Annotated in this window: 25 protein-coding genes; 12 read left to right on the forward strand and 13 right to left on the reverse strand. The window is 59.3% G+C overall.

Going from position 1 to position 26,755, the window contains the following annotated elements:
* Positions 1 to 190: 190 nt before the first annotated feature.
* Positions 191 to 649, forward strand: a complete 459-nt coding sequence (locus FHT97_RS29845; protein ID WP_183865088.1) for a DUF4126 domain-containing protein — start codon at positions 191 to 193, stop codon at positions 647 to 649.
* Entirely contained in the window at positions 649 to 2,016 is a 1,368-nt protein-coding gene (locus FHT97_RS29850; RefSeq protein WP_183759255.1) for an FAD-containing oxidoreductase, read from the forward strand. The genes FHT97_RS29845 and FHT97_RS29850 overlap by 1 nt, the downstream gene beginning before the upstream one ends.
* Positions 2,017 to 2,421: 405 nt before the next feature.
* Here the strand turns inward: FHT97_RS29850 and ampC are convergent, their stop codons facing one another.
* Positions 2,422 to 3,606, reverse strand: coding sequence for a class C beta-lactamase (ampC, locus tag FHT97_RS29855; protein WP_183759256.1), 1,185 nt, complete (start codon positions 3,604 to 3,606; stop codon positions 2,422 to 2,424).
* Positions 3,607 to 3,820: 214 nt separating this feature from the next.
* Between ampC and FHT97_RS29860 the strand changes: the two genes are divergently transcribed.
* Both FHT97_RS29860 and FHT97_RS29865 read left to right on the forward strand, forming a co-directional pair.
* Positions 3,821 to 4,705, forward strand: a complete 885-nt coding sequence (locus tag FHT97_RS29860; protein ID WP_183759257.1) for a LysR family transcriptional regulator — start codon at positions 3,821 to 3,823, stop codon at positions 4,703 to 4,705.
* A gap of 87 nt (positions 4,706 to 4,792) precedes the next feature.
* Positions 4,793 to 5,629 carry a nickel-binding protein gene (locus FHT97_RS29865; RefSeq protein WP_183759258.1) on the forward strand — a complete coding sequence of 279 codons (837 nt, stop codon included), beginning with the start codon at positions 4,793 to 4,795 and terminating at the stop codon, positions 5,627 to 5,629.
* Positions 5,630 to 6,191: 562 nt separating this feature from the next.
* On the opposite strand, the gene FHT97_RS29875 is transcribed toward FHT97_RS29865, so the two are convergent.
* Positions 6,192 to 7,235 (reverse strand): NAD(P)-dependent alcohol dehydrogenase, encoded by a 1,044-nt coding sequence (locus FHT97_RS29875; RefSeq protein WP_183759260.1) that lies wholly within the window; start codon positions 7,233 to 7,235, stop codon positions 6,192 to 6,194.
* Between the two features lie 415 nt (positions 7,236 to 7,650).
* Here FHT97_RS29875 and FHT97_RS29880 point away from each other — a divergent pair, with 415 nt between their 5' ends.
* The 6 genes from FHT97_RS29880 (at position 7,651) to FHT97_RS29905 (ending at position 13,257) form a co-directional block, all read left to right on the forward strand.
* Complete coding sequence (locus tag FHT97_RS29880; protein WP_183759261.1) at positions 7,651 to 8,106, forward strand: PTS sugar transporter subunit IIA; 456 nt, start codon at positions 7,651 to 7,653, stop codon at positions 8,104 to 8,106.
* Positions 8,107 to 8,349: 243 nt separating this feature from the next.
* Entirely contained in the window at positions 8,350 to 9,375 is a 1,026-nt protein-coding gene (locus FHT97_RS29885; RefSeq protein ID WP_183759262.1) for a sulfate ABC transporter substrate-binding protein, read from the forward strand.
* A gap of 8 nt (positions 9,376 to 9,383) precedes the next feature.
* Positions 9,384 to 10,241, forward strand: a complete 858-nt coding sequence (cysT, locus tag FHT97_RS29890) for a sulfate ABC transporter permease subunit CysT (RefSeq protein WP_183759263.1) — start codon at positions 9,384 to 9,386, stop codon at positions 10,239 to 10,241.
* Positions 10,231 to 11,103 carry a sulfate ABC transporter permease subunit CysW gene (gene cysW / locus FHT97_RS29895; RefSeq protein ID WP_183759264.1) on the forward strand — a complete coding sequence of 291 codons (873 nt, stop codon included), beginning with the start codon at positions 10,231 to 10,233 and terminating at the stop codon, positions 11,101 to 11,103. Before cysT ends, cysW begins: the two co-directional genes overlap by 11 nt.
* Before the next feature lie 10 nt (positions 11,104 to 11,113).
* Positions 11,114 to 12,163, forward strand: coding sequence for a sulfate/molybdate ABC transporter ATP-binding protein (locus FHT97_RS29900; protein ID WP_183865089.1), 1,050 nt, complete (start codon positions 11,114 to 11,116; stop codon positions 12,161 to 12,163).
* A 269-nt stretch (positions 12,164 to 12,432) separates the two neighbouring features.
* Positions 12,433 to 13,257, forward strand: coding sequence for a cell wall hydrolase (locus tag FHT97_RS29905; RefSeq protein ID WP_183759266.1), 825 nt, complete (start codon positions 12,433 to 12,435; stop codon positions 13,255 to 13,257).
* Between the two features lie 10 nt (positions 13,258 to 13,267).
* Here FHT97_RS29905 and ugpC read toward each other — a convergent pair whose 3' ends face one another.
* The 6 genes from ugpC to FHT97_RS29935 form a co-directional block, all read right to left on the reverse strand.
* The gene (gene ugpC / locus FHT97_RS29910) at positions 13,268 to 14,323 is read right to left on the reverse strand and encodes a sn-glycerol-3-phosphate ABC transporter ATP-binding protein UgpC (RefSeq protein ID WP_183759267.1); all 1,056 of its coding nucleotides are present in this window, start codon (positions 14,321 to 14,323) and stop codon (positions 13,268 to 13,270) included.
* 5 nt (positions 14,324 to 14,328) lie between these two features.
* Complete coding sequence (locus FHT97_RS29915; protein ID WP_016557617.1) at positions 14,329 to 15,159, reverse strand: carbohydrate ABC transporter permease; 831 nt, start codon at positions 15,157 to 15,159, stop codon at positions 14,329 to 14,331.
* A 4-nt stretch (positions 15,160 to 15,163) separates the two neighbouring features.
* Positions 15,164 to 16,099, reverse strand: coding sequence for a sugar ABC transporter permease (locus FHT97_RS29920; protein ID WP_183759269.1), 936 nt, complete (start codon positions 16,097 to 16,099; stop codon positions 15,164 to 15,166).
* An 84-nt stretch (positions 16,100 to 16,183) separates the two neighbouring features.
* Positions 16,184 to 17,443, reverse strand: coding sequence for a sugar ABC transporter substrate-binding protein (locus tag FHT97_RS29925; protein ID WP_028758894.1), 1,260 nt, complete (start codon positions 17,441 to 17,443; stop codon positions 16,184 to 16,186).
* 37 nt (positions 17,444 to 17,480) lie between these two features.
* Positions 17,481 to 18,647, reverse strand: coding sequence for a PLP-dependent transferase (locus tag FHT97_RS29930; protein WP_183759270.1), 1,167 nt, complete (start codon positions 18,645 to 18,647; stop codon positions 17,481 to 17,483).
* Entirely contained in the window at positions 18,644 to 19,366 is a 723-nt protein-coding gene (locus FHT97_RS29935) for a FadR/GntR family transcriptional regulator (protein WP_183759271.1), read from the reverse strand. Before FHT97_RS29935 ends, FHT97_RS29930 begins: the two co-directional genes overlap by 4 nt.
* Before the next feature lie 384 nt (positions 19,367 to 19,750).
* Between FHT97_RS29935 and FHT97_RS29940 the strand changes: the two genes are divergently transcribed.
* Together FHT97_RS29940 and FHT97_RS29945 are read left to right on the forward strand one after the other, a co-directional pair.
* Positions 19,751 to 20,443 (forward strand): hypothetical protein, encoded by a 693-nt coding sequence (locus FHT97_RS29940; RefSeq protein ID WP_183759272.1) that lies wholly within the window; start codon positions 19,751 to 19,753, stop codon positions 20,441 to 20,443.
* Between the two features lie 207 nt (positions 20,444 to 20,650).
* Complete coding sequence (locus tag FHT97_RS29945; protein ID WP_210281082.1) at positions 20,651 to 21,304, forward strand: DUF4157 domain-containing protein; 654 nt, start codon at positions 20,651 to 20,653, stop codon at positions 21,302 to 21,304.
* Positions 21,305 to 21,398: 94 nt separating this feature from the next.
* Here FHT97_RS29945 and FHT97_RS29950 read toward each other — a convergent pair whose 3' ends face one another.
* From FHT97_RS29950 to FHT97_RS29970, 5 genes are all read right to left on the reverse strand, one after another.
* On the reverse strand, positions 21,399 to 23,429 hold the full coding sequence (locus FHT97_RS29950) for a C1 family peptidase (protein ID WP_183865090.1): 2,031 nt from the start codon (positions 23,427 to 23,429) through the stop codon (positions 21,399 to 21,401).
* A gap of 50 nt (positions 23,430 to 23,479) precedes the next feature.
* Positions 23,480 to 24,853 carry an N-acetylmuramoyl-L-alanine amidase gene (locus FHT97_RS29955; protein WP_183865091.1) on the reverse strand — a complete coding sequence of 458 codons (1,374 nt, stop codon included), beginning with the start codon at positions 24,851 to 24,853 and terminating at the stop codon, positions 23,480 to 23,482.
* Positions 24,854 to 24,863: 10 nt separating this feature from the next.
* On the reverse strand, positions 24,864 to 25,985 hold the full coding sequence (locus FHT97_RS29960; protein ID WP_183865093.1) for a DUF1146 domain-containing protein: 1,122 nt from the start codon (positions 25,983 to 25,985) through the stop codon (positions 24,864 to 24,866).
* A gap of 230 nt (positions 25,986 to 26,215) precedes the next feature.
* Positions 26,216 to 26,398, reverse strand: coding sequence for a hypothetical protein (locus FHT97_RS29965; RefSeq protein ID WP_183759276.1), 183 nt, complete (start codon positions 26,396 to 26,398; stop codon positions 26,216 to 26,218).
* A gap of 171 nt (positions 26,399 to 26,569) precedes the next feature.
* Positions 26,570 to 26,755: zincin-like metallopeptidase domain-containing protein (locus FHT97_RS29970; protein WP_246712859.1), on the reverse strand; the 186-nt coding region annotated here is incomplete at its 5' end.

Below are 26,755 nucleotides of genomic sequence, written 5' to 3' on the forward strand. Positions count from 1 at the left end.
CCTCGAGGTGGTCAACACCTATGAGGGGACACATGACGTCCACGCGCTGATCCTCGGCCGCGCCGTCACCGGCATTGCCGCATTCGCGAATTGAGTCAAGCCAACCATCGGGCAAATTGAAAGCCGCGCGACATTGTGCCAGCTTTCCATGACCGCGATTAAATTGTGCGCGGCATAGGAGATGGGTCACATGCTTTTGTTTCTCGCATTTTTGATCGGCATTGTCGCAGGGCTTCGGGCCATGATGGCGCCGGCCGCCGTTGCCTGGGGCGCGGCTCTCGGCTGGTTTGATGTCTCGCAGACACCGCTTGCTTTTATGGGATATCGCTGGACGCCGTGGGTGTTCAGCCTGCTTGCCGTGGTCGAACTGATTACCGACCAGCTGCCCTCGACGCCTTCCCGCAAGGTACCGATGCAGTTCTCTGCGCGCATCATCATGGGTGCGCTGACCGGCGCCACGATCGGCGCCTCCGGCGCCTCGCTCGCAGGCGGGCTGATCGCAGGCATTGTCGGTGCCGTTGTCGGCACGCTTGGCGGTGCGGTGGCTCGTGGTAAGCTTGCCGCTGCCTTCGGCAAGGATAGACCGGCAGCGCTGATCGAGGACGCGGTTGCGATCATCGGCGCGCTCATCATCGTGGGAGCAGTGTGATGCCAAGTTTCGACGCCATCGTCATCGGGGCCGGCCAGTCCGGTCCCTTCCTTGCGGCCCGCATGGTTGCGAAGGGCATGAAGGTGGCGTTGATCGAACGAAAGTTCCTCGGCGGCACCTGCGTCAACGCCGGCTGCATGCCGACGAAGACGCTGGTGGCCAGCGCCCGGGCCGCCCATGTGGCGCGGCGCGGCGCTGATTATGGTGTGCTGATCCCGGGCGCCATCGATATTGACATGACCGTGGTGCGCAAGCGTGCCGAGGCCGTCACGATGAACGCCCGCAATGGGCTCATCAACTGGTTTGCCGGCATGGACGGCATGACCGTCATCTACGGCCACGCCCGTTTCGAGGACGCCCGTACGGTGACGGTCAATGGCGACACGCTGACGGCTCCGAAGATCTTCCTGAACGTCGGTGCGCGGCCGACCATTCCGGATATGCAAGGGATCGGCAGTATCGATTACCTGACGAGCACGTCGATCATCCATCTCGACCAGCTTCCGCGGCATCTTGCCGTCATCGGCGGCAGCTATATCGGGCTCGAATTCGCACAGATGTATCGCCGCTTCGGCGCCGAGGTGACGGTGATCGAGCGTGGCCCGAAGCTCGCGTCCCGCGAGGACGCTGACATCTCCGATGCGATCGCCGACATTCTGCGCTCGGAAGGAATAGCCGTGCACACGGACGCCGATGGGATCGGCTTCGCGACGACGACCGACGGGATCGAGGTCAGCATCGGCAATGGTCAATCGCCGATCGAGGCAAGCCATGTGCTTGTGGCTACCGGCCGCACGCCGAACACTGGCGACCTCGGGCTCGACAAGGCCGGTGTCGCCACTGACCGGCGAGGCTACATCACCGTCGACGACAGACTTGCCACCAATGTCGAGGGCATCTGGGCGCTCGGCGACTGCAACGGCCGAGGGGCCTTTACCCATACGTCCTACAACGACTTCGAGATCGCTGCCGCCAACCTGCTGGACGGTGAGGACCGCAAGCTCAGTGACCGCATCCTCGCCTATGCGCTCTACATCGACCCACCGCTCGGTCGTGTCGGGATGAGCGAGAAGGAAGCCCGCGCCACCGGCCGCAAGATCATGATCTCCACCCGTCCGATGAGCCGGGTCGGCCGAGCCAATGAGCGCGCCGAGACCAAGGGCTTGATGAAGGTGATCGCCGACGCAGAGACGCAACAGATTCTCGGTGCTGCGATCCTTGGGATCGAGGGTGACGAGGCGATCCACGGCTTCATCGACGCGATGAACGCCAAGGCCCCCTACCCGGTGCTGAAATGGGCGGTACCAATCCATCCGACGGTGTCCGAGTTGATCCCGACACTGCTGGGAGATCTGAAGGCGGTTTAGGCGGCGATCAGGCTGCACTTCACTCAGACGGGGCGCCGAAAATTGCCTTGCTGAAGTAAAAACAATATGGCGCTTCCGAGCGCCCCGTTCGGCGGTTTATGCCCGCAACTCCGGTCCCTCTGCAGCACTGCCGGAGGGAGCCCTCGCTTCTTCGGGGGACCATGTGTGCCACACAGGCACGTCCGAGGTTCAACTGGAGGGAGACCATTTTCTGCGGACCGTTGATGCGGAAGCTCACGTCCTTCCTTCGCACCCGGCGCCGTTCCCCCCTCGCCGCAAAGCGTTGCAGTTTATCCGCGACGGACGGCTCACTATCGGGTTGATCGGTGCGGCGTGGACGAAGGCTGCTATAATCATTGATGTCATTGCCGGAGCCGTGCGGCCTTATCCCCTATCTGCAGACGCTCAGTCGGCGTTGGCGGCCGGCAGATCGTCGTCGAGCGTCGCCAATATCTTGTAGGCCGCCTTTACACGCTCGCTGTTCGGATAGTTCTTGTTGGCGAAGAGCACGATGCCGATACTCTTCGATGGCACGAAGGCAACATAGGCGCCGAAGCCGTTGGTCGATCCAGTCTTGTTCAGAAGCATATTGTTCGCCGGCGGCCTTGGCGGCGACAGTTTCTCGATCTCATTGGCCTTCAGTGTCATGTCGGCCGAGTTGCCGGCCAAAAGCTGGTCGAGGGTGGTGGGATAATTATACATTTCCCAACCGAGGCCCTGGGTCATGCTGCCGACCTTGTAATAGCCGGTATGGGTCGCCGCGAGCGCCGATTGCGTGGTCTTGTCGAGATTGGAGCCATCCATGTTGGCTTCGACAAAGCGCAGCATGTCGCTTGCAGACATTTTCACGCCATAGGCCTCGGAATCCAAAACGCCTGGCGAAACACGGATGGCCTTGCCAGCCTTTGAGTATCCATAGGCGTAGTTCTCGTCGTCAGCCTTCGGAACCGTGATGAAGGTATGGCTAAGGCCGAGTGCCAAAAAAAGCTTCTGCTGCATCAGATCATCGAAGGGCCAACCCATCGCCTTTGCGGCGGCGTAGCCGAACAAGCCGATGCTGGGATTGGAATAGACACGATAGGTTCCCGGGGCATAGGCGGGCTTCCAGCTCTTGTAGTAACCGACCATCGCCTTGTGGTCGGTGACGTCATCGGGGAACTGCAGCGGCAAGCCACCGGCCGTGTAGGTGCCGAGGTCGAGCATCGTGGCACCGGCAAGGCGGCTGGCGGCTAATTCCGGAAGATATTTGGCGGGACTGTCAGTAAAGGAGAGGTCGCCGCTCGCCTGAGCATAGCCCGCGAGGGTTGCGGTGAAGGTCTTGCTGACCGAGCCGATTTCAAAGAGCGTCGCGTCGGTCACCTTCTGTCCGCTTGCCTTCGACGCCACGCCGTAGTTGTAGGTGTAACGCTTTCCGCCGACTGTGACGGCAATTGCCATACCGGGGATATTGTTCTTCGCCATCAAAGGGACGGCGATGGCGTTGACGACGCCGGCAAGCTCGCTCTGGCGTTCCGCGGCGTGCGCGCCGGCGCCCATGAGGACTGAAGCGGTGGCGAGAATGCCAAGCGTGGATTGCGAAATATTTTTCATAATGGATACGGTGCCTCGGGTTGGTGGAATAGTCGCGGTGTCTCGGCACCGCGGCGGGCGTCCAATGCAAAATGCATTGAGATATCGGGCAATCCGACGGTTTCGGCGGTTTTCACGAAGCGGATCGGGTCAGGCGCGATTGATATACGAGGCCTGTACGCCCGTCTCAAACGACGATATCTAGAGCGAAGCATTAGAAAAATTTGGGTGTCCAATGGTTCGTCCGCATCTGCCGCTGAATGCGCTCAGAGCTTTTGAAGCATCCGCCCGCCACCTCAGCTTCACCAAGGCCGCGATTGAGCTTTGCGTCACGCAGGCTGCCGTCAGCCATCAGGTCAAGAGCCTGGAAACGCGGTTGAATGTGACGCTGTTCGAACGGCTGCCTCGCGGGCTGATGCTGACCAGCGAAGGCGAGACACTGCTGCCGGCGCTACGTGATGCCTTCGACCGGATCGCCGGAACACTGGAGCAGTTCGAGGGCGGGCACTATCGCGAAGTGCTGCGCATCGGCGCTGTCGGCACCTTTGCCGTCGGCTGGCTGCTGCCGAGGTTGCGTGCCTTTCAAGCCCAGTACCCCTTCATCGATCTGCGCCTCTCAACCAACAACAACCGGGTCGATATCGCCGCCGAGGGGCTGGACTACGCGATCCGTTTCGGTTCGGGTGCGTGGCATGGCATCGAGGCGTTGCGGCTCTTGGAGGCGCCGCTATCAGCCCTCTGCGTGCCCGAGATCGCCGCGCAACTGAGCGCGCCGGGCGACCTCCTGAAGCAGACGTTGCTGCGATCGTATCGGGCCGATGAGTGGTCGCAATGGTTTGCTGCCGCCGGGATGGAGGCGAGCCTGCTGCCGTTGAAAAACATCGTCTTTGATTCATCGCTTGCCATGATGGAGGCCGCACTGCAGGGCGTCGGCGTTGCGCTGGCGCCGACGCTGATGTTCTCCAGGCATCTGCTTGCCGAGGCGATCCGCCAACCCTTCGACATCACTGTCACCACGGGCAGCTATTGGCTAACCCGGCTGCAGTCCCGACCGGAGACCCCGGCGATGGCTTCCTTCCGCGGCTGGCTCTGCGAAGTGGTGGGCACGACGATGCTCTGAGGCTCGACGTCCCGTGCTGTGGACGTTGCGGTGGCAACGGCGTAGGATGCGGCCAATGCTGAGGGGCTCTCCGAAGGATGCACGAACGTGGCTATCTTCATGGACCGGCATGATCTTGCGGGTACATCCGCAGAAGACATTGCAGAAGCGCATCGCAAGGATCTGGCTGTCGAAGATAGGTATGGGGTGAAGTTCCTCACCTATTGGTACGACCAGCGGCGCGGGACCGCATTCTGTCTGATCGATGCGCCGGATGCCGAAACCGCGCAGTGCGTGCATCGCGAAGCCCATGGTTATATTGCCGGCGAAGTAGTCGAGGTGGCGCTATCGGCTGTCGAAGCGTTTCTTGGACGCATTCACGAACCTGAACAGAAGGCCGGCGAGACCGGCGTCGAACGGGATGCCGGCCATAGAGCGATCCTGTTTACCGACATCGTAGGCTCGACGGAGATGACATCGCGGCTTGGCGACCGGATGGCTGCCGAACTCGTGCGGGCGCACGATGCCATCGTTCGCCGCTGCCTGGCACAATGCGAAGGGCGGGAGGTCAAGCACACCGGTGACGGCATCATGGCCTCCTTCATCTCCACCCACGCGGCCGTCGGATGCGCGATCAGCATCCAGCGCGAATTCAGGATCTACAACGGCGGCACGCCGGAACCCATCCATGTCAGGATCGGGCTTGATTGTGGCGAGCCGATCGAGGACAGCCGGGACATCTTCGGCTCAACCGTGCAACTGGCCGCGCGGCTTTGTGCAGCGGCCGGGGTCGATCAGATCCTGGTTTCGGAGAACATCTTTCGCGAGCACGGCGCAGCCGATCTCTTCGCCAATGCATCACGGCGGGATCTCAAGGGATTTGCAAGGCCTGTACTGGCATTCGAGTGTGAGTGGGCTGATGCGGAGGGGGCGCAGACGAACTGACGCCTTGAAGTCTCGGGCCAAAGACAACGAAGGGGCGCAGGATGATCTCGATATCAGTCGCGAGGACCAAAGAGGGAGACCTGCGCATTTTTCTGCCCGGCGCTTGGCGAATGGGATGTGGCCGATCCGGCGGACTTGATCCTTAACTCTATCACCGACAGACCGGCGATAGCCTCGCCCAGCAATTCGGCTCGGCGGAGGCGCTAATGCTCGTTGCGAATTGGAGCGGCGTGCCGGCCGGCTGCATCGGTTTCAACGCCTTTGACGCACAGGCAGGCGAAGTCCACAAATTCTACGTTGATCCAGCCTTTCGGGGGCGACGCATCGGTCATGCCTTGATGGCGGCGGCGCTGGACGCGATTCGCCAAGCCGCGCACCGAACTGGCGCACACGACGATCTAGATGAGGCAGGCCGTCGCGTTGTACGAAGCCTTCGCCTTCCGACGCTGCGAGCCGTTCCGGACTGTTCCCGACGAGGTCCGGCATACGGAGATTTTCCTGTCTCGCAGCATCTCGGTTCGGCGGCTCTTCCTTGAGCCGCCGTGCGTGCCGCGTCGTCGATTTATTCCATCACGATCTGCAGCTTCACGTCGCCTGGACGCGCCTCGACGGCGCGGTCGAAGGCAGTGATGGAATCCTCGAAGCCGAATGTCTCGGAAATCAGCGGCTTCAGGTCGACACGGCCGGAGCCAAGCAGGGCGATCGAGCGTTCGTACTGGTGGGCGTATCGGAAGACGGTCTCGATGCGGATTTCCTTGGTCGATGCGGTCGATACGTCGAGGCCGATCGGATTGACCGGCAGGCCGACGGCAACGATGACGCCGCCCGGTCTCGGCAGCTCCATGATGGTCTCCCAAGCCTTCGGCGAGCCGGAGCATTCGAAGATCACATCGGCGCCCCAGCCATCCGTCAGGCGCGCAACTTCCTCGACGATGTTCTTCTCGCGGATATTGACGGGGATGACACCCTGATACTGCGCGGCGATATCGAGTTTCGGCTGAGCGAGGTCGGCGACGATGGCGCGGGCGCAGCCGCCGGCAAGCGCGGCGATCGCCACCATGGTGCCGATCGGGCCGGCGCCAAGGACGACGGCGGTATCGCCGGGGACGATCTTCGCCTTTGTCGCGGCCTGCATGCCGACTGCAAAGGGCTCAACCATGGCGCCTTCTGCGAAGCTGACATTGTCGGGCAGCTTATAGGTGTAATTGGCGGGATGAACGACCTCTGATGTCAGGATGCCGTGGATCGGTGGCGTCGCCCAGAAGGTGACAGCGGGATCGACATTATACATGCCAAGCCGGCTCGCCTTGGAATTGGGATCGGGGATGCCGGGTTCCATGCAGACACGGTCGCCGACCTCGAGATGCGTCACGCCAGCGCCGACTTCGACGACCGTGCCGGCGGCTTCATGACCGAGCACCATCGGCTCGTTGACGACGAATGGGCCGATTTTGCCGTGGGTGTAATAGTGGACATCGGAGCCGCAGACGCCAACCGTGTGGATCTTGATCTTCACCTGGCCGGGACCCGTATCCATCGGCAGGTCGATATCACGGAGCGCAAGTTCATGCTGGCGTTCGAGCACCAGCGCGCGGACTTTGGCCATTCTTCTGTTTCCTTCCCGTTGCCTCCCCGCACCGATCAAATCAGCGCGGCTTTGGCAAGCACTATAGGGCCCGAAGCCTTCGAAGTTCAATCGCGTTTCGAAGGCTTTTGCTCATGATGCGATGAATTGCTCAATCTTTTCAGATCGGCACGACCAGGGTCGAGGCCCTTGCCCCTCAGACTGCGACGTCCCTGGGCATTAAAGCTTGGAGCGTCCACCAGACATTTGGACGATCCTTATGCGATGTTTATATCTGAGGTCGGCTTTCGTGCTCGAACCTTTATCTCGTCTGGACATATGAACGCAGAACAATGTCGGCCCGGGAAATCAGTTTGCGGCATTGGAAGCGGCGCTAATCGGGTGTCAGCCGCGGCGCCCGCCGACGCGGCCTTGCACAAATGACAAGAGAGACTTCATGGACCTTTCGCTGATCATCCGTCCTGAGCACACATTCATCGGTGTTTCGGTTGCGACGAAATGGAGAGGATTGCAGGCGATTGCCGAAAAAGCTGCCCTCGCCTTCGGAATTGAAGGAAAGAAGATACTGCACGCCTTGGAAAGCCGCGAGAGCCTTGGCTCGACGGGTATCGGCAATGGTGTCGCTGTTCCGCATGCCGTGGTGGAGGGGATGACGCATCCGCGTGGCTTGCTGCTACGCTACGCCCGGCCACTCGATTTCGAGGCGGTGGACGATGTTCCGACTGATATCGTCTTCGCGCTTTTGTTTGGCGAAGCAAGCCGCGGCGAGTATCTGAACGTGCTGGCAGCAATCGCGCGTCAGCTGCAGACGCCGGGCATTCTGGCGGCCATGCGCAAGGCAAAGACTGCCGAAGAGCTCTATTCGGATTTTCTGGCCGACTCGCGCGTTTGACGAACAGGTAGATTTTCGGGGCGTTAAGTTGCGCTTTCCGTCTTCCTGGCAATGCCCAGCTCGGCCTCCGCGAGCTTAGTCCGAGGCTTTACCGGAATTGTGATCATCAAATCGAGCAAGTCCATTTCGAAAGCGCGCTTCAATTGGGATGGCATTCCAGAGAGCATGGCGGAACAGAAACATTCTTCGTTTCATTATACGACCAACTTGGTAGAGTTTCGGCCACCAACGAAGGAGGTTTCTATGCAGTCAATAAGGATCACACGGCTTCTCGCGGCTGTGGCGCTGGCAGGCAGTGTCGCAATCGGCGCCGTCGCGCCCGCATTCGCGGATCAGACGCTTCTCAACGTATCCTACGATCCGACGAGGGAACTGTATAAGGATTTCAATGCCGCCTTCGCTGCCAAGTGGCAGAAGGACACCGGTGAGGCTGTCACCATCAAGGCTTCGCATGGCGGCTCTGGCGCGCAGGCGCGGTCGGTCATCGATGGGCTTGATGCCGATGTCGTTACCCTTGCCCTCGAGGGCGACATTGACGCGATCGCTAAGAAGACTGGCAAGATTCCTGCGGATTGGAAAACGAAGTTTCCGAATAACTCGACGCCTTACACCTCTACGATCGTCTTTCTGGTTCGCAAGGGCAATCCGAAGGGCGTCAAGGACTGGGCCGACCTGGTAAAGGACGACGTCCAGGTGATTACGCCGAACCCGAAGACCTCTGGTGGTGCGCGCTGGAACTTCCTGGCGGCCTGGGCCTGGGCCAAGCAGGCGAATGGTGGTGATGACGCCAAGGCGCAGGAATACGTGACGAAGCTGCTGCAGCATGTTCCGGTTCTCGACACCGGCGCGCGCGGTGCAACGACGACCTTCGTTCAGCGCGGTCTCGGCGACGTTCTCCTGGCCTGGGAAAACGAGGCCTACCTTTCGCTCGAAGAGCTCGGTCCCGACCAGTTCGAGATCGTCACCCCGGCGTTCTCGATCCGGGCTGACCCGCCGGTCGCCGTTGTGGATGGCAATGTCGACAAAAAGGGCACCCGCAAGGTCGCCGAAGCCTATCTGAACTATCTCTATTCGGACGAGGGGCAAAAGATCGCGGCCAAGCACTTCTATCGGCCGATCAAGCCGGAAGCTGCAGACAAGGCTGACATTGCGCGCTTCCCGAACCTGAAACTTGCGACGATCGACGATTTCGGCGGCTGGAAAGAAGCGCAGCCGAAGTTCTTCGGCGATGGCGGCGTATTTGACCAAATCTACAAGCCGGCACAATAATACGTCGCATGAGATCACATAGCCCCACGCGGTGGCGGTTCAGACGGCCGAGCGTCATTCCAGGCTTTGGAATGGCGCTCGGCCTTACCTTGACCTGGCTCACCCTTCTGATCCTCATCCCGCTTTCAGGCCTCGCCTGGCGGTCGAGCGAGCTTGGCTGGGAAAAATTCTTCGCCATCGCCTTCGATCCTCGTACCCTGAGCGCCCTTCGCATCAGCTTTGGCGCCGCCTTTGCGGCCGCCTGCATCAACGTCGTTTTCGGCGTCGTGCTGGCTTGGGTGCTCGTGCGCTACCGGTTCCCTGGCAAGCGCATCATCGACGCAATGGTCGATCTGCCTTTCGCGTTGCCGACCGCGGTTGCTGGTATCGCGCTGGCGACCCTTTATGCGCCGAACGGCTGGATCGGCCAGTTCCTGACGCCGCTGGGCATCAAGATCGCTTTCACGCCACTCGGTATCGTCATCGCGCTTGTCTTTGTCGGCTTGCCCTTCGTGGTGCGCACGGTTCAACCTGTCATGGAGGAGATCGACAAGGAGGTGGAGGAAGCTGCCGCAACGCTTGGCGCCACGCGCCTGCAGACGATTTTCCGCGTGCTGCTGCCGGGCTTGATGCCGCCGGCCCTGACAGGCTTCGCTCTCGCCTTTGCCCGCGGTGTCGGCGAATACGGCTCGGTAATCTTCATTGCCGGCAACCTTCCGTTCCGGTCGGAGATCGCACCGTTGCTGATTGTCATCAAGCTCGAGGAATATAACTATGCCGCAGCAACGGGCATCGCCGCAATGATGCTGGTGATTTCGTTTGCCATGCTGCTGATCATCAACCTCATCCAGAGCTGGCGCAGACGGAGGTACGGCTATGGCGTTTGATACGAGCCTTCAGCCGACAAAGGTGCGCTCCGCCGTCACCGAACATCGGTTTGCGCGCTGGACGCTGATCCTTGCCTCGCTGGTCTTCCTGACGCTGATCCTGCTTCTGCCGCTGGCGGCCGTCTTCGTCGAGGCGTTCCGCAAGGGTGCGGGTCCGTTCCTCGAGGCGCTGCAGGACGAGGAGACCTTTTCGGCTATTCGCCTGACCCTCATCGTGGCCGGCGTCAGCGTTCCCCTCAATCTGACCTTTGGCATCGCGGCCGCCTGGGCGATTGCCAAGTTCGAGTTCAAGGGCAAGGCTTTCCTGACAACGTTGATCGACCTGCCGTTTTCGGTCTCGCCTGTTATTTCCGGCCTCGTTTTCGTCTTGCTGCTTGGTGCCAACACCCACCTCGGCCAATGGCTGAGCGCTCATGACATCAAGATCCTGTTTGCCGTGCCGGGATTGATCCTGGCGACCATGTTCGTCACCTTCCCGTTCGTGGCGCGTGAACTGATTCCGCTGATGCAAGAGCAAGGTACGAGCGACGAAGAGGCGGCGATTTCGCTCGGCGCCAGCGGCTGGCAGACCTTCTGGCACGTGACCTTGCCCAATATCAAATGGGGCCTGCTCTATGGTGTATTGCTTTGCAATGCCCGCGCCATGGGCGAATTCGGGGCTGTATCCGTGGTTTCCGGTCACATCCGGGGACAGACGAACACCATGCCGCTGCAGGTGGAAATTCTCTATAACGAGTACAATTTCACCGGCGCGTTCGCCGTCGCCACGCTGCTTGCCTTGCTTGCGCTCGTAACCCTTGTTTTGAAGACGCTGCTCGAGATGCGATACAGCGAAGAAATCGCCGCCAGCCGACGGCACTGAAGGAATTAGAATGGAAGTTCGCGTACAAAACCTGCGCAAGGAATTCGAACGCTTTCCGGCGCTGCACGACGTCTCGCTCAATATCCGCTCCGGCGAGTTGATCGCGCTGCTCGGCCCGTCCGGATCGGGCAAGACGACGCTGTTGCGGCTCATTGCTGGCCTGGAGAGCCCGACGGAAGGGTTGATCTATTTCGGAGACGAGGACGCGTCAAAGAAGACCGTGCAGCAGCGCAACATCGGCTTCGTGTTCCAACACTATGCCTTGTTCAGGCATATGACAGTGCTGGAAAATGTGTCCTTTGGCCTGAAGGTGCGCGATAGCTCGCGGCGCCCGCCCAAGGCGGAAATTCGCCGGCGGGCGTTGGAGTTGCTTGAACTTGTCCAGCTCTCGGGTCTTGAGAAGCGTTATCCGGCTCAGCTTTCCGGCGGCCAGCGCCAGCGCGTCGCGCTCGCACGCGCCATGGCGGTCGAACCGAATGTACTGCTGCTCGATGAGCCTTTCGGCGCCCTCGACGCCCAAGTTCGCAAGGATCTGCGCAAATGGCTGCGCGAGATCCATGATCGCACGGGTCACACGACGGTCTTCGTCACGCATGACCAGGACGAGGCGATGGAGCTTGCTGACCGCGTCGTTGTCATGAGCCAGGGCGCGATCGAGCAGGTCGGAACCCCCGATGAGGTTTACGACAATCCGAACTCCCCCTTCGTCTTCGGCTTTGTCGGACAGTCCAACTGTCTCGACGTCGGGGTCAACGGTGGAGAGATCTGGTTCGAGGATAGGCCGCTCGGCCTCAAGGTCGAGGGCGAAGCGGATGGAGACGCTCAACTATATTTCCGGCCGCACGACATTGAATTGCGCGATGGCTGTGGCGGCTGCATCGCCGGTTTGCTGACGACGAGCCGGCGCGTCGCTGGTACGCGCCACATCGAGGTCGACATCGGCAAGGGGCATCCGCCGATCGAATTGGAACTATCGCCAGCGCAGGCCGGCGCCCTCGACCGCACGAGGATCGCCTTTCGACCAACGCGATGGAAGTTGTTCCGGTCCGACGACAAATGAAGGGCCGACGCGGTCGTTAGTCGATCGAATCAGGCTGGAGCGGCACGCTGGTTTCGGCGGTTGCATCCGCTTTGAAAGTGTGACCTGTGATGGAAAGTGTCGCTGTTTTCAGTGGGTGGCGAGAGCGCTAATCAGCCTGTGCCGGCGGGCCAAAAGCGGCCAAATCAAATTGTGATACTGATTGGGTTTGAAATTTACCTTAAACGCAGGTAAAAAAGCGACCACTTAATCGAGAAGGGCTTACTACTCTAAATAGGGGGCACCTGACATTGAGGGCGCATATAGCGTTGGGAAAATCTCTCGCCGGGATCCTGTTGGCGGGCGTGGCAGCGGCGGGCTGCACGACCGCACAGCAACCGGCTTCGAAGGTGGCGAGCCAGGTCAGCAAGCCCAAGAATGCGGCGCAAGCGGCGCAGTCAACCAAAGTTACTTTCAATTACACGGCCAAGGACCGCGATTGCCTCAAGCGGGCAATGTACTTCGAATCCGAGCATTCTGATCGCGACGGCTACATGGCGGTCGGAACGGTGGTCATGAACCGTCTGACATCGGGGGCCTATCCCGATTCAATCTGCGGCGTCGTTGCCCAACAGAGGCAGTTTGCGCCTGGCGTGATGACGCGCGAAGTCGAGCCGACGGCTGAGGTTGAACTGACGGACGCTGCAGATGCAATTTTCCGCGGCGAACGGCATCCAGGCGTCAAGAACGCGATGTTCTTCCACACAGACGGTCTGTCGTTCCCGTATCGCAATATGCACTACGTAACGATTGCCGGCGGCAATGCGTTCTACGAGAAGCGTGGGCGGGACGGCGAGCTACAGACGCCGGCGCCCCTGCCCGCCTACGAAGTCGCGATGAACTACCTGCCTGGCCAGAGCAAGATGCCGGCGCAGTTTGAGGTACTCGTACCGACGACCGTTCCGGTGCCGATCCCGATGCCGGGCACAGTGGCCATTTCAGGTGCGGAACCGGCGCTGCCGGCGACCGAAGCGGTGGTGCCCGCCAGCAAGGAGGCCGTGATACCGGTTGTTATTCCGACGCCGCGACCAGACTTCAATAGTGCCGTTCTGCGCGGCAGCCTCGCCCACGGCTGAGGCTGCTCGCCTATTTTGCCCTGTTTCCATCCGCGTCGAAGACGTGCAGATGCTGCGCGGGGAACGACACGTTGATCGTCGGACCGGATGTCAGCGCGGTCCGGTCGAGCGTGAAGATCTTGAATGGCAGAGCGTGCAGCGACAGGTGCAGGATGATGCCGAAGCCGGTCGGTTCGACCAATTCGACGTTCGCGTTCAGGCCACCCTGATCGGTAATGACCACATGCTCCGGCCGAATCCCCAGTGTCACCTTTGCGCCGTTTGCGAGTGACAGGGGTGCGGCGAGCGGGACGACCGTTCCGTCCTTCAGGCGAACACCACCATCCGCATAGGTCGCGTCGAGGAAATTCATGCCCGGCGAGCCGATGAAGCCGGCGACGAAGAGGTTGGCAGGCGTATCATAAAGCTCGAGCGGGCTGCCGACCTGCTGCACGACGCCGCCGTGCATGGCAACGATCCGGTCGGCGAGCGTCATCGCCTCGATCTGGTCGTGGGTGACGTAGATCGACGTCGCCTTGAGGTCGCCATGCAGCTTCTTGATTTCGGCACGCATCTGTTCGCGCAGGCGTGCGTCGAGGTTCGACAGCGGCTCGTCGAAGAGGAAGGCCTTCGGTTGGCGCACTATGGCGCGGCCCATGGCCACGCGCTGACGCTGACCGCCTGAAAGCGCCTTCGGCCTGCGTTCGAGCAGCGGGTCGAGACCGAGCTTGGAGGCGGCAGCACCGACAGCGCTGGAGATCTTTTCCTTGGCCGTCTTTCTTAGCTTCAGGCTGTAGCTCATGTTGCCGGCGACATTCATGTGCGGATAAAGGGCGTATGACTGGAACACCATGGCGATGTCACGGTCCTTCGGATGCAGTTCGTTGACGCGGTTGCCGGCAATGCGGATCTCACCGCCGGTGACGTCCTCGAGTCCCGCGATCATTCGCAGCAGGGTCGACTTGCCGCAGCCGGATGGGCCGACGAGCACGACGAACTCGCCGTCCTTGATCCTAAGGTCGACGTCGTGCAGCACCTTGACGGGACCATAGGCCTTCTTGACGTTCTGGATATCGATCGATGCCATTTTGATTAACCCTTGACCGCGCCGGCCGTCAGGCCCTGGACGAGATAACGCTGGATGAGCAGGAAGAAGAGACCGGCCGGGATGAGCGCGAGCACGCCCGCCGCCATCATCTGCCCGAAATCCACGGAGAATTTGGAAACAAAGGTCAGAAGCCCGACCGGGAAGGTTGCCGCGTCATTGCCGTTGATCAGCATGAGGGCAAAGAGCAGTTCGCTCCACGCGGCGGTGAAGACGAAGCCGAGCGTTGCCGCGATGCCGGGCAACGTCAGCGGCAGGATAATCTGCCGGAAGGCGGTGAACTGCGTTGCACCGTCTATCATGGCCGCCTCCTCGAGATCCTTCGGAATGCCGTCGAAGAAGGACTGCATCAGGAAGGTAGCGAAGGGCACGTTGAAGGCGGTGTAGACGACAACGAGGCCGGTGAGGCTGTTCGTCAGATGCAGTGGCGTCAGGATCTTGAAGATCGGGGCCACCAGCATGACGAGCGGGAACATCTGCGTCAAAAGCATCAACGCGACGATCCAATACTTGGCCCGGAAGTTAAAGCGCGACAGCGCATAGCCGGAAAGAGAGGCGCAGATCGTCACGACGATCGCCGTCGAGGCCGAGACGATCAGGCTGTTCTTGAAGAAAGTCGGGAAGGCGCTGTGCTGGATGACGAAGGAATAGTGTTCCCAGGTCGTGCGCGACGGCCACATCCGAACGCCCTCGGTATAGAGCAGGTCGTTCGGCGTCACCGATACCTTGAGAAGCCAGAACAGCGGAAACAGCGCGAAGACGATGTAGCAGAGAATGGCCAGGCGATGCGCGATGGTAGGGAGAATGGATCGCTTCATGGCATCAATCCTTGTTCAGCAGGGTCTGCCGCAGCAGGATGATCAGCATCGAATAGGCAAGCAGCAGCACCAGCAGCACCAGCGCGATCGCCGAGGCGTATCCGAAGTCCAGGCGCTTGAACGCCTGCGTGAAGATGTAGCTTGCGACGATCTGCGTCCGGTCGGCCGGCCCACCGCCGGTCATGACGACAATCAGGTCGGCGAAGTTGGACACCCAGACGGTGCGAAGCAGCACGGTGATGGCAATCGTCGGCGCAAGGAAGGGCAAGGTGATCGAGCGGAAGCGCTGGAACCAGCCGGCGCCGTCGATGGAAGCTGCCTCGTAGAGATCACGCGGAATTGCCTGGAGAGCGGCAAGTAAGGTGATCGCGAAGAAGGGAATGCCCCACCAGACGTTGGCGATGATCGGTCCCCACATCGCATGTTGCGGATCGGAGAGGATGTTGGCGGGTTCGCTCATCAGGCCAAGCGCAAAAAGCCAGTGCGGGATCGGCCCTATCACCGGATTGAACAACCAGGCCCAGTTCAGGCCGGCGAGGAAGGAGGGAACGGCCCAGGGCAGAAAGACCAGAGCCTGCACGACGCCCCTGCCCCAGAACGGTTTGTCGAGCAGCAGCGCCAGAATGAGGCCGAAGATGAATTGCAACAGGACGGAGGCGCCTGTCCACAAGAGCGTATTCTTCAGCGCACCATAGAAGGCTGCGTCTTTCGACAGCGCCCGGAAATGCTCGAGCCCGATGAAGCCGCCCGAAAACGGATTGAGCAGCTGGATGTCGCGAAACGCATAGGACACCCCGATCACCAGTGGCACCAGCATCACCGCAATGATCAGGACCAGTGACGGCGCACTATAGAGGTAGGGTTCGGAGGCATCAGCGATGCGCTTCAGCCAGGGGCGTCTGTCCTGGCGCCTTTCCAGCGTATCGGCAGTGAGGGTCATCAGGCAAAATCCGTTTCGCGGCGCAATCTGCGCCGTCGCAAGACAGTGAAAGAGGCGGCGGACAGGTCCGCCGCCGGTGGGCCGTTACTTCTTGGCGAGGAACTTCTGCTGCGCCTTGGTCAGATAATCTGCCCACTGGTCAGCCAGCTCCTTCGGCGTGATGTCGCCGAGAAGCGCCTGCTGCGTCGTCTTGATGGCGAGCGAGTCTTTGAAGAAGGCGAACTCTTCCAGGTAGGTCGGCATCACGGTCGGAACGATGTTCGGGTCGGCCAGCTCTTCGAACCAACCCTTGAACTGATCGCCTGCGTAGAAGGGATCCTTTTCGGCCGAGGTGTGAACCGGAAGAGCGCCCGTACGCTTGTTCCACTCGATATTGCCTTCCGGCGATTCAAGCGTCTCGATCAGCTTCCAGGACAGATCCTTGTTCTGGCTGGTGGTGAACATCGACCAGCCAGCGAAACCGATTGTGGTGAAGCCCTTGCCGCTTGGACCGACTGGCATCTTGGTCACCCCGAAATCGTCCGGCTTCATGCGCTGGGCAACCGCGATCAGAGCGTCCGGATCCTGGTCGAGCATCGCGCAGGTGCCGGAGTAGAATCCGGCGACGGTTTCGTTGAAGCCCCAGTTGACGCTGTCCTTCGGCGTCAGGCCCTTCTTGTAGAGGTCGACGACCCATTCGAGACCCTTTGCCCAGCCTTCGCTGTTCATCGTCGAGGTGCCATCCTCGTTGAAGAACTTGTTGGAGCCGGCCATTGTCGCGCCGAACATCACCCAGCCGTTCAGGCCGCCCGGACCGCCGCGCAGGCAGTAACCCGACTTGCCGGGAAGCTTGGAGACCTTTTCGGAGGCGGCCACGAAATCGTCGAGCGTCTTCGGCGGTTCGGAAACGCCGGCTTCCTTGAAAAGGTTCTTGTTGTAGAACAGCGCACGCAGGTAGAAGCCGTAAGGCAGCATGTAGGCGGTGTTCTTGACATCGCGGCCGAGTTCAAGCGCGCGCGGCGTCAGGCCCTTGGTGTGCTCCCACTTGGCGAGGTAAGGTTCGAGGCTTTCGAGCATGCCGTTGTTGGCATAGAGGGAAAGCCAGGTGTCGGGCATTTCCATGACGTCGGGAGTGTCGCCGGCCGAAACCATGGTGGCGAACTTCTGGAAGGCTTCGTTCCAGGGCAGCGAGATGATGTCGACCTTGGTCCCGGGGTTTGCAGCCTCGAACTTGCCGACGATCGACTTCAGCGTCTCCGTACGCTCGGGGCTGGTGATAACCTCGACCAGTTTCAGTGTGGTATCGGCGAGTGCCGTACCGGCCATCATCGTGGCGAGTAAAGTGGCGGTGATCAGTCTTTTCATGCTTGCTCCCCCTTTTCAGGTTTTTCAGGTTGTGAACTTAAGAGGCGACCGCCAATGCCGCCTCGATGTCCTTCCACAGGGCCTCGGTTCCTTCGAGACCGACGTGGAGGCGTACGGACCGTGCATGGATCCCGAAGGTATGCGCGGAATTCGGTTGCGCCTTCTGCTGAAGGACGACCTCGCCTGGTACGATCAGGCTTTCATGTCCACCCCAGCTCACTCCCAGTTTGAAGAGCTTGAGGTGATCGGCGAAGGCACGAATATCGACGCCCTCACGGAATATGAAGGAAAACAGGCCCGACGTGCCGTTGAGACCGGACGGCAGGCGATTGGCAAGGCCCGGATGGCAAACCGTCTCCACCACGTCGAGCTCCTTCAGCCGCTTGGCGATCGTCATCGCAGCTGCCTCATGCGCGCGCATACGGATCGGCAATGTGCGCAGGCCGCGGATCAAAAGCCACGCATCAAAGGGCGAGAGCTTGCCGCCGAGATAAGGATAGGCCTCCGCCTTGATGCGGGCGATCATCTCTTTGGAGCCAGCGACGACGCCAGCGACGACGTCGCTGTGGCCGCCGAGATACTTCGAGGCCGAATGGATGACGATATCGACGCCGAGCGATATTGGCTGCTGGAAGTACGGGCTCGCCCAGCTGTTGTCGATCATCGTGACCAGGCCATGCTTCCTAGCGAGTGCCGCGAGCGCACCGACGTCGTGGGCGTCCATGACCCAACTCGTTGGGCTTTCCATATAGAATACCTTGGCTCCGGGCAGTGCCTTTGCGACGGCCTCTTCGTCGCGGCCATCCACATAGGTCACCTCGACCTTCATGCGCTTCAAGATCGTGCCGAAGAGCCGGAAGGCATCTGGATAGACGTGTTTGACCGCAACGATACGGTCGCCCGGCTCGACGAAGGACAACACCGTCGACGAGATCGCCGCCATGCCGCTTGCAAAACCTAACGCGTCTTCGGCTCCTTCAAGCTTTGCCAGCATTTCCTCAAACATGCGAACAGTCGGATTGAGCCCGCGGGTATAGATCGGGCGAACCTTCTCGCCGCGATAGGAAGCGATCATGTCGTCATAGTTCGAGAAGGTGAAAAGCGAGGTCTGGAAGATCGGCGGCACGACCGCTTCCGCGAAGTTTCCTTCGTCGTGTGCGGTGATGAGCGAGGCAAGATCGAACGCGTTCGCGCCGTTATTCATTTGGACATTTCCTTGATATCTTCCTCGACGACATCGAGGATCTTCAGTGTTTCTTCTCGCGCGGCCTCAACATCCTGGGCAGCGATGGCGTTGAAGAGCGTGCGATGAAAGGGAAAGGAGCGGCGAGCAAAATCCTCGCGCTCGAACGGGTGTTCCCAGAACTGCCAGAAGGTTTCGCGCATCTGTTCAAGAAGCTGGCGAAAAAGCGGATTGTGGGTCGCATCATAGATGGCGAGATGGAAGGCGAGGTCTTCCGGGCCTGATGTGCCTTTCTCGATATGGACGCGTTCCATCTCGTTGAGGTTCTGTTCGATGAGGACGAGATCCGTGTCGGTCCGCTTTCTCGCGGCGACCATGCAGGCCTCGCATTCTATCCCGCGACGCACCTCAAGCGTCTGTAGAAGGGCGTCCCGCAGATGGCCGGTATCAAGCGACAGCGGCATGTGGATCGTCGCCTTGGAAACCGGTTTCAGCAGATAGGTCCCGCTTCCCTTTCGCGTTTCAATGACGCCGAGGGCCTGGAAGTGGCGTATTGCCTCCCTAATGGTTGAGCGGCCGACCATCAGTGCTGACATCAGTTCACGCTCTGCCGGCAGGCGGTCGCCAGCCTTCAGTTGCGCGCTCTTGATGTAATCCGCCAGTGCGTCCGTCACCTGACGCGCGCGATCGATAGCCGGTAGTGGCCGGATCACGGGCCTGTCGCTCATTGATGCCCTCATGGTTCCCCATTTTATTCTTAGGCAATCGACCAAATTGGTCTGACATCTTAGCATTTCCCAAACTCGCTGATCCGTCAAGTCTGCTTTAACTTAGCCCGGCCGCGATCGAAAATAACCGACACCAGCTACGTTGCGGCCACTCACCAAGATCAGGAGTGATTGCTTGTTCGATCTGACAACGAACGTTCTGGTCGGTGCCAGTCAACCGGAACAGCTGGTCATGGCTGAAAGACTTCCTTGGCAAGAAGTTCCAGGCGACATTTCAATAAGTTATCGGATCGCAGTGAGCAGAAAGGAGGGTGATGACCTTGCACCATCCCTTCATGCCTTGCAAACGAAGCCTGTCTCCGGCGAGGCATACATGCTATTTTCTGGTTGTGTTCAGTGGAGGAAACTTCCGTGAACAGGTACCACCTCGAGGACGACTCTATCGATCAATTTCCCGCGGCCCTGGTTCATTGGGCAGATCAATTTCGGCGGTCGGATCAGGACGAGGAAGCACTCCGGCGAGCAATTGCGGCATTAAACGTCGCCTTGACCCAGGCTCAAACCTATCTGGATGATGTCGGCGAGGTGAGACAGGAGAGAAGGTGGAACACGCCGGCCTTTCTTTTCAAGGTTGCATGTCGATCGGTAGCGGTCCTCGATCCTGCATTTGCGGACAAGATGAAATCATTTGGGTGGGGGACAGAAGATTTCTGGAGTGATGCGAAACAGAGCGGCAAGATACACATTCCCGATATTCGGACGGCTTGCGTAGTCATCGAAGCAAGACTGTCGGGGCGCGAACCTGATCTTGAGGAAAAGCCTGTCGGGAATGCCGCCCAGGATGAGAGAAGCAAATTGGTGCTGATAATTGCATCAGTACTCGCCGCCCTCTTTGGCCTTGGGTGCATTTCAGGCGGTCTATTGCTGATGGCTGCACCCGGGGGCGGAGCAACTTCTTTCGATTTTCTGGGGTTTCAGGTCTCCACGCAGCAGACCGGCATTGCGGCTATTGCCTTAGGCGCTGCGTCGATCATCCTGACATTTCGAATGGTCCTGAAAACCGTCGTCGCTCGCGGCAGAACTACCTAGTGTCAAAGCCCGTCAGTCGCAACCGACAGGGCAGCGCGAGCTTCTCGTCATGACACACCCCATATCTCGACCAAGACGTTTTGCAGAAGACGGCGCTAAGCATATGGCGATGGCCAAGCTGCAAAACCGGCGGTCACGACAGACCCAACCAAGCCAATGCATACATTTCCCATTCATATAGTATATTACGAACCTTAGAGGTTGGCCATGCAACGTCCGTTCGCTCCTCGACATATCTTTTCGACCGTCTTGCTCGGGACGATCGGCGCAGCGACTTCATGCGTCTACGCTTGCAGCGGCTCACCAGAGTTCGGCCCGACCGGACATTTTCATGCGCAAGCAGGGGCTAATTTGAAGCGGGACTCGAGCACGATAGAAGTCGCCATCTACGGCATCGCTCGTACCCTAAACGAAATTCAGGCGACGACCTTTTCTGGCCCAATTCTAGAAAGCGTCCTGGTTGCAAGTCGAGACGCTGCAATAAAAGGATCGTTGCCGATCCCGCCAGATATTCGCAAGCAACTCACGGGTTACTCGACCGAAGCTTCAATGAACCGTGTCCGATACCGGATTGGTGACGTGGGCTCCTTCAATCTCGCCACGGTACTGGAACGGGGAAGATTTGCGGACGCCGTCACCCTGATTGATGTGGTGGTGTTTCGCGACGCGCTAACGGCTGCAACAGTTTCGGCATGGGCCCATGAACTGATACATGTCGACCAATACCACGTATGGGGCGTCCATGGCTTCGCGGTTCGATACGCCCAAAACTGGCTGGCAGTGGAGAACCCGGCCTACTCCAAGGGCGATGACTTCGCACGTTGGCGATGCCGCAAACAAGCACAAGACAGACAAAATTGAAGGCCACATCACGAAGGCACACTGTCGACAGCGTGGGGCTTTTGCCAACGCCAAGAAGCTCAAGTGCGTTTCGCCTGGCAGGCAGACGACCCTCTCAGTATCCCCGCAGTTCGTCATCGCGAGGGACTAATTCAACACTGACTCGCTTGCCGTTGATTCTTTCGATTATGGTCGTAAGCGTTGCAGTGTCATTGTCAAAACCACCATGGGATCGAGACATCGTTTGCGCTGACAATGATTTGTCGACGATCAATCGGGCGCTCTTGCCTATCTTCGATCCATAGATTTCCATCCCGGCAATCGGCGTATGTGGCTGCTCTTCGTAGGCTCGCGAGACGAGGTACAGCAGGGAGTGGCTGTACCGTGGTGTCAAGGGAATTCCGGCCTCGACGGTGTCTCTCTTCTCGAGATCGTCGCTCATCATATAGAGGTGGATATTGCCGTTTAGCCTCAGCGCCGAGGTTCCCTTGAGCAGCTTTCCATAGTGTTCATTGAAGAAGTCCGTCGTGCAGGCTGGAGCCATAAGATGCACACTGTCGATGGTCAGATTTTTAAGCTTGAACCGTCCCAATGCGGAAATCAGTCGACCGAGAACGATTGACCCGGCACTGTGACCGACAAGGTGAATTTTGGGACGAAGGTCTGCGGTGTCCAAACCCTGTAGAAGCGGTTCAAGGCCCTGGAATCCACCATCGTATTCCCTGCGGCCGCTGAATGCGGCTTCTGCGTCACCTTTCATGTTTCGCCATGCGCGATTGCCGTAATATTTGCCCGGTCCAGCCTCAAACAGCCAATCCGAAAAGCCCGCACCAGCGAGACCGGAAGTTGCCGACGACATTGCGCCGAACGCCTCGTCGAGGAAATCCGAAGCCCACATCAGGTGAAAGTTGTAGATTGAGTTTCGTCCGAAGATATTTGCGCGCTTCCACGCCGAGATACGGCGCGCCTCGTCCACCGTGGAGTTCAGTCCGCCGTGCGCGTAAATCATCAAGTGCGGGTAGCCCGTGCCGTTGTTGGATTCCTTCATCGTAAGTCGTTTGACGGTCTCTGCCATCTCATCATCCTTCGGCGACGCATACTTGCCTGTTACGACAAGCTTGCCATCGTCGATGTTGAGGAAATGGCCGAGAATGTCGGCGCGTGTTGGCTCGTTGATGCCGAAGAGACCGGAACGGCTGGTCGGAGATGATTTTGGCAGGGCATTGAAGGCGGATGGAGCGCGTGCGCCGAGTTGCAACACCCAAGCGTCCATGATCGTTGCGGCCCAATCCGAGTAGGCCCAGTGTGCGAGCCCCTCCCTGCCCCATTTTTCGCCCCAGGAATTCAAGATCCAGAATCCTTCGGCGTCGTAGCCCACGATGGCGAAGGCGTGTCCGCCAATGGGAGCGCCGTCGGGCGTGATATATCCGTTGACTGGTTTTAGCCAGCCCCCGTGTATTTGTGCGGAAGCGTAAATCCCTCCGACCTCGTTCAGGGCCGCGTGATAGTCACTGATGTCAGGCTGAAGCCTGAAGTAGGCACCGAGGCGCGTTTCCGTCGCCTCCTTCGCCAACTCGTATGTCAGCAACCAATCCTTCTTTGTCTTGTCAGTTGGACCGTCTTTGCAGACGCCATTTCGGAAAAACCCCTTCAGGGCCCCGCGCAGGGATGAGCCGTCGTGGGGACTGTCTGCCCATTCGTCATTTCGAAGGCCCATTTCATAGAGCATTCTCGCGCTGACGCGTTCTCGCGGAGTTGCGCTGACGGTCTGGTGGCGGAGGACGTCTATGACATGTGCAAGGGCATAGCCAACGCAGCGTGGAGATTTTCCCTGGTCCCTCACCGGAAATGCGATCGTCGGATAGATCCCGCTCTGTAGAGAACGCAGATGGGGTTGATAGATCCTATCCCTCAAATCCGGAATGTCAGGCAGGATGTCGAGAATTCTTACCTCATCTCCACTCGTCTGTTGTCTTGTCAGATATGCCCGGTCGCCGACGAAGACGCGGTTGTCATCTGGATCTGATCGTCGTGTCGGTTCCTGCGCTGCTCGCGACGCGGACTCCTCGCCTGCAGCGTCTTTTGCTATTGCAGCCCCGTCACCACTCACTTCTCCAACATTTGACGTCAACTCCCTGTTCGACATATTCCCTCCACGTCCGTATACCCCGCACACGCGTTTTGGCTTTGTGATCATCAGGCAGCGCGACTGGACGGCGCCGACTCCAGAAGACTTACCAGTAAGTGTTCGACAGTTTCGGGAGCCATGAGGGCTTTGTTCAACCCGTCACCAGCGTAGAAGGTCTCCCCTCGCCTAACCGTCCTGTGTGCGCCCTCCCGGGCTTGCAGAACAGGAAATGAAGCCCATTCTTGAGCAAGTCCCAAGCCGAAATCGACCAGCGAGATCTTGCGCGCCATAAACCGCTCATATCCTCGAAACTTCAGCAATGTGTACCCAAGCTGATCCTGAAGGGCAGATCCGAAGGTTTCTCCTCCTGACAGGTGCAATGTGTCGCGCAAGCGCATGAGTGTTGTCGTCATGAACTGATAACGGCCACACGCGGGTGACCTGAACATTCTGCGCCAGTTCGGGCCGTTCAGAATAACGTCGGCCAAGCTCATGCTACTCAAGGGTCTCGGTAGCCTGTGCTGGTTGTTGCCAAATAACACGTCATACCCACCCGGCGCTTCTGCATCGCCGATGAGATCGAGCAAGCGCCGGGCTCCTTCCGGCAACGTATCATTGGCGGCATCGGTTAGTCCTGCTGCAAGAACTATCGGTTGTGGTATCTCGTCAATCTTCGACCAGGTCAGTGGACCCACGATACCGTCAGGCCGAAGGCCATATCGCTGTTGAAAGCACCGTACCGCCGCCTCCGTCACCGGACCAAACCTTCCATCCTGTTCGGTACCGACGGCGCGTTGCACCTGCACGACATCCGAACCCCGTGCTCCTCGCTCCAGGGTTCGATGGCCCGAAATCGCATCGAAAGCGGGAACGGGGGGCCGGAGGGTGACCGTACCAGACATGACACGTTTCACGCCATCGCGGAACACGTCCATGTTAAACAATGGGTCTGGCTTTCGACCATCGGGAAGTGCGTACTCCTTGTGGCCACAGCACATATCGGAGGTCTCCCCGATGTGATTTAAAATTGCGGCCACTCCACGTCTATAGGCATCCATCTGCCAGTCTGGCCACTGTGCATTGGGCGTGCCCGGGTTCTCAGCTTCTATCCCGATGAAGCTGGAATTGCCCGTCCTGATACCTCTCCACTCGCCCGGGCCGGCATGGTTGGCTTTGCCAGCGGCAACCAGATAATATGTTCCGTCGACTCCCAGTCCCAACTGGGCGAGTGGTCCGGAAAGTGGATGGTTGCCGCCTCGACCGCTTATCAAGGCATTCAAGGTGGGCATGTTGCCGGTCCCGATGGATCCGGTGTGGTGACAGATGACGCCACGCACGCGCCCCATTTCGCCGGTGCCGCGACTTGCCCAGCCATTGGTCTCCGCGACTTTAAGTCCTGCGTGGCGGAGAACTTCGGGCAGCCAGGTCAATAAGTAAACCATGCGTCCCTCCTCAGTGCACTGACGGCTTCTCGACACCTCCGGAAGCCTTGGGCAAGTTTATGTCCTCGGTAATTTCTCCGTCCTCCAGTTCCACGTCGCAGAGGCAGGAATCGACCTGATCATTAAAGTTTTCATCGGTTTCTGCCGCAGACGGACGGGCAAGCCGGGGAGGCGCTGTCAGCCCACGCGGGTTTCTTTCGTCTGCTTCAGATCGGGCGAGGTCCGTCTTGGCCACGACCGGCTGAACGACCGCGGGGTTTTCCCCGAGTGCCGGGACGAGTTTGGTATCGAGAAGATTTCCAACAAGGCGCTCTGAGAAACCTGCCAGGAAGGCGACGACTATCGCGATATCTATCTGCGGAGACGTGCATTCCGGCCCTGTGACACAAAGCCTGATAGGACCGGCCTCGCCCAACGTGAGTTTAAATAGTTCACTTCGGAACAAGGCGAAGAGTACCACAGCCGAAATTGCCCCAATGACAATTCGCAGTCCGGCGTCTACGAGGTTGTCACGAAGCCGGAGGTCGGTCTGGATCGTCCTCCCCCTTATCCCGATCGCAATAGAAAAGAACGCACCGAGACACCCAATGCTGGTCGCCATCCAGGTATTATTCCGGGACACGAATTTTGGAAAGTTGAGATCATTGAAGGCCCAAAACAGAAGGAAGATGACAAACGCGACGAGACCCGCCGTCACCACATACTGAACGCGGCCGGTCGAAGTGCGCTCTTCAACGATCTCTCTCTTAATTGCCTCTAGGAGGACCATAGCACTCGCTTGATCGCCCTGCAGTGCAACGATCAAGGCGTCAGCTGTACGGCGGTCATATCTTTTCGCGCGGGCGTCGCCTGCGCTTGCGCGATGGGTTGGGCCAGTCTCGGACCCTACCGTCCTGGGGCTTCTCCAGCCATCTATCAATCCGTTGATTTCACCTCGAAGGGGCGCGAGGTGAGCGAGTGCCAATCTTTGCTCCGTGGCGAGGCTCTCATCATCTGCGTACTGGATCATCACGCGGTCGGAATTCGAATATACCGCGTAAACTCTCGGGACTTTGCTGTAAACAGTACCTATTTCAAGGCCTGTATAGTCTGTCCTCCCAACAGCAATGTCATCGACGCGTTCACCATTCATGGCCGCCCCCGAAGAATAGCAGCTAAGATAATGGCATAAATTCTCAAGGTTGCAAGATTTTACTTGAAATACACTTCTGGCGGTAGGTACGCGGTCGATGGAAGCTTTCGTTGGACCGTCGACATGGGAATGAGGACCAGCGATCGCAGCTCATTGCCCGTCGTTGACTGCGTCACTGAACACCGTTCGCGCGTTTGCTGCCGCGCCTGCCTCCTCTCGGATCAAACGTGTCAGTAACTGCATGAGCGGTCGTTGCTAGGCCTGAAGCCGTCTGCACAGGCCGGGTTTACCGAGGTGCGTGGTTGGTACTGATAATCAGGTTGATTAGGATTGCGGGCGGTCGTGCAGGCAGACATCATCGCCCCCAGTCCGATCAGCAAGCCGCTCGCGACAGACATCTTGGCAATATTCATGTGTTGGTTCCCCCGGCCTGACGTTCTCTTTCTGTTTACCGAGCAAGAAAATGCTGCGCCAAAAGGCATATGGGAGGGCTATCACGAACACTTGACCCGGGTTGCGCCACCGACATGTCCCGAGGTTACAGGACGAGATCGCCAGCCGTTTGATGGGGAGAGGCAGGCGGCTCACGCCGCCTGCCCTTTGTCGTTGTCGTCGAGGTCAGTGTCCTCCGGCTGCAGGTGGTGCAGGTAGGTGACGGCGCGCTGTGCATGTCCTGCCGCAACGAAGATGGCGCGCTTGTCGTTTGCCAAGACCTGCAGCCAGGAGGCAAGGTAGCGTGCATGATCGGGCCGTGGTTCAAGTTCGGGCAC

It is taken from the genome of Rhizobium sp. BK399, from assembly GCF_014194695.1.
In the GTDB taxonomy this organism is placed as follows: domain Bacteria; phylum Pseudomonadota; class Alphaproteobacteria; order Rhizobiales; family Rhizobiaceae; genus Rhizobium.